Source organism: Brucella oryzae, from assembly GCF_041929965.1.
In the GTDB taxonomy this organism is placed as follows: domain Bacteria; phylum Pseudomonadota; class Alphaproteobacteria; order Rhizobiales; family Rhizobiaceae; genus Brucella; species Brucella oryzae.
Genome location: NZ_JBHEEO010000055.1, coordinates 1 through 3,090, shown reverse-complemented (window position 1 = coordinate 3,090; position 3,090 = coordinate 1). Strand labels below are relative to the sequence as shown.

Here is a 3,090-nt window from a genome sequence, read left to right as displayed (position 1 = left end):
ACGATGCCGCTTTTCTCAAGTAATTCATCGTCAGGCAGAAATGACAACAGCGAACTCAGCACAGCAAGGCAACGATCATTGAGTTCGAGTGCTGATTTGGCCACACAGAGCTGTTTGTAGATTACCCAGCGGTTTACGCCCCTCCTTTGCCTTTTCTGTAGCTCAGGATTTTGGGTAAACGTCTTCATTCGCCCACATAGTGTGGACGTGATAGTCTCCAGAATTTGCATTTCCTCTCACCTTTCGAAAGGCAAAAGAAATCCACCCGCCAAAATGACGCTTAAGACTCTTGACACTGATTCATGGAAATGCGATTCTCAGACTTGCTAAAGATCGAGAGAGGCTTCCATACGGCGACGTTTTGGGGGCCTTTTTCTTTTGCGTGTTATTCTCCGTTCTTACTGATATTTGACTGGCTAAATTCGTCGTAAAGCGAGTCCATTCTGCTAGCTAGCCATTCTGCAAAACTGTTTGCATTTCTATTCGTAAGTTCGATAGCTACCTTTTTCGCGCGATGGTTCATCAGGAGATTTAATGAACCATCATTCGAAGCCCAACGATTAGTGCTGGTGCCGGTACTTGTCTTCTTCGGAGCTAAGGATTTAGGCGCTGCCAGATACTCGCAGGCTTTTTGAAAACGCTCATTACTTTCCAAAGACCTTATGTTGTCCGCGGACAACTCCCGAACAAGGCAATCGGAGTTTTCGGAAGAAATCAGATCGCCAAACTCCATCCAACGCCTTCTACCGATTTCAGGGGCCGCACCAATCAACTCGATAACCTCAACGGAAATCTGCTTTACGACGGATAACATTTTTGACACAGCGGCTTTGTCGACTGCAAGCGATGACATTATGACATCTCTTTCAAACCCCTTTGTCTCCAAGCGTTTAGCGAACAAAGCCCGTTCAATATATGAGAGATTTGTACGAGCATTATTCTCTTGACCTTGATTGATAACGAGCTGCTCATCTGTCAAATCGCGGACGATTGCGCGGACTTTTTTCCCTAAAATTTTAGCCGCTGCTAAGCGTCGGTGCCCAAACGCTACCTGATAGCGATCTTGGTTTGCAGGATTAGGCCTTACAAGTATCGGGACGAGCTGGCCGCTTTCACGAATTTGCGCTACGAGTTCGGAAAGTTCGGTTTGATCGATCTCGAGCCGATCCGAGACAAAAGATCCGTCAATCAAGCTGGGTTCTAGCTCTACGACTACTTGTCCTTCTGAAAGCTGCCTTTCAAGTTCATCGACGCGTTCGACTTTCTGTGTGATGTTTGTCAAAGATTTTGTAATTCCACCCACCGGGGCACTCCGTGCAGATGGTACGAAACCCGCCAGCGGCCTGGACTTCGTGATATCGGAATCAGGTGTCTTCGGGGACATTGCAGCAGTATCCAATGATACGCCGATAAGATTCTTACGCGCCATTGATCACTTCCTCCCCCACGTGGCTCTCAAAAGCAATTCGATCTCCCCGTTCACGGCGTTCAGTGAATCCATTGCGCGGTCATACGTGCCACGAATGAATTGTGAGCGTTCCACCTCGTAGAGTGTCTGCTTAGTTACGCCAGCATCTGAAATCGCTGTGGACTTCAACATAGCATTCTGAAGCATCCGATTACCAAAAATAGCCCTCATAAATCCTGTCATCTGACTTTGAGGGCCGTCATTAGGTTCGTAACGAGTTACGAGATAACGCATCCAATCGTAACTTGTTCGGCCGCCGGCCCGTTCCACGACCGCCATGAGTTCACTCGTCATCGCAAGAAACTGGCTCATAGACATGACATCGAGCATTTGTGGATGAACAGTGATTAACACACCCGTAGCAGCACACAGGGCTGACATCGTTAGAAAGCCCAACTGAGGAGGGCAATCGATAACGACAACGTCATAAAGGCTCTCTATATCGGCGATAACTTCGCCTATTCGAGCGAAGAACATGCTTTCGGCACGTCCCGTGGTAATCGCCTTTGGTGTTTCATGTTCGAATTCCATAAGTTCCAGGTTACCTGGAATGACGTGGAGATTAGGCGTATACGTAGCACGCACGATCTCAGTAATGTTGCGGGGTGCTTCGTATCGAATAGCACCGTAAAGTGTTTCGCTCTCACCAACGTCCAGTTCAGGTTGATGTCCAAAAAGTGCCGATAGAGATGCCTGAGGATCAAGATCGATCGCAAGCACGCGATATCCACGTAACGCGAGAAACTGGGCGAGGTGCGCAGATGTGGTGGTCTTGGCTGATCCACCCTTAAAATTCATTACCGCTAACACTTGGAGCTTTTCATTAGCTCTTCGCGTTGGGACATATTTAGGCGCCCCGTTCTTCTCATCTAATGATCTACGAATGCGATCCATGTCGTCCGGCGAGTACATACGTCGGCCATTTGGCATAGGTTCTGGGCCATGGCCATCCGATGCTACCTGTCTTAGGTAACCCTCTCCGATCCCAATATATGCAGCAGCCTCAGATGGTGAAAACTGGCGAATAGTCTTCTGCGATGTCGGAGGGAATATTTTCTGCTGATGGAGCTGGAGTTGCCGCGACAATTCTAGCGAATCTGCCGACAAGAGTGTCGGGAGGTGTTCTTGTTGATCCATCAAGTTATGACTTATTAACATTTGAGGCCCTTCAACTTCGCAATTGATTTAAAATCAACGTTAACTGCGAAGTTCACAGTAAGCCCGATTCGTAAACATTTTACAAACGATTAACCATGGCGGGGTTGTTGTCCGCGGACAACTCACAAAGGAGAACTATTTAAGGTCTTCATTGGAAGGCGAGTCCCTGCGTAGCCAAATTATTGAAGGCGCTCAGGTCAGTGCACAAGTTGTCCGCGGACAACATTTGCAGCCTAATGATCGTTCGATGATTGCTTTGACGAATAGTCAATGACAGCAGTCGCTTCGAAGCATGCTGGGGTCGATTTGGACGGGTAGACTAGGTGTGGCGGGCCCCAGTCATCCCGAGACATCTCAGATGATCTGCGGTGGTTTGCCGATCAATTCTGTTCCAACAATATTCGAATTAAGGCCTCCGGTTGCAGACGCGCTACGTTGTGTCCGCAATTGAGCGAAAAGGTTGT

The 3,090-nt window shown here is 48.2% G+C and carries 3 protein-coding genes; all 3 read right to left on the bottom strand.

Annotated features, from left to right (window positions below):
• A partial coding sequence (locus tag JNC70_RS22640; RefSeq protein ID WP_374789042.1) for a helix-turn-helix domain-containing protein occupies positions 1–188 on the bottom strand: 188 nt, incomplete at its 3' end.
• Between the two features lie 197 nt (positions 189–385).
• Positions 386–1,429 carry a plasmid partitioning protein RepB gene (gene repB, locus JNC70_RS22635; protein ID WP_374789040.1) on the bottom strand — a complete coding sequence of 348 codons (1,044 nt, stop codon included), beginning with the start codon at positions 1,427–1,429 and terminating at the stop codon, positions 386–388.
• 3 nt (positions 1,430–1,432) lie between these two features.
• Positions 1,433–2,626, bottom strand: coding sequence for a plasmid partitioning protein RepA (gene repA, locus JNC70_RS22630; RefSeq protein WP_151558700.1), 1,194 nt, complete (start codon positions 2,624–2,626; stop codon positions 1,433–1,435).
• Positions 2,627–3,090 lie beyond the last annotated feature (464 nt).

What these genes read in the sequence shown, in the direction of transcription:
- repB (WP_374789040.1), bottom strand. Translation starts at nt 1,429, where the DNA reads ATGGCGCGTAAGAATCTTATCGGCGTATCATTGGATACTGCTGCAATG.
- repA (WP_151558700.1), bottom strand. Translation starts at nt 2,626, where the DNA reads ATGTTAATAAGTCATAACTTGATGGATCAACAAGAACACCTCCCGACA.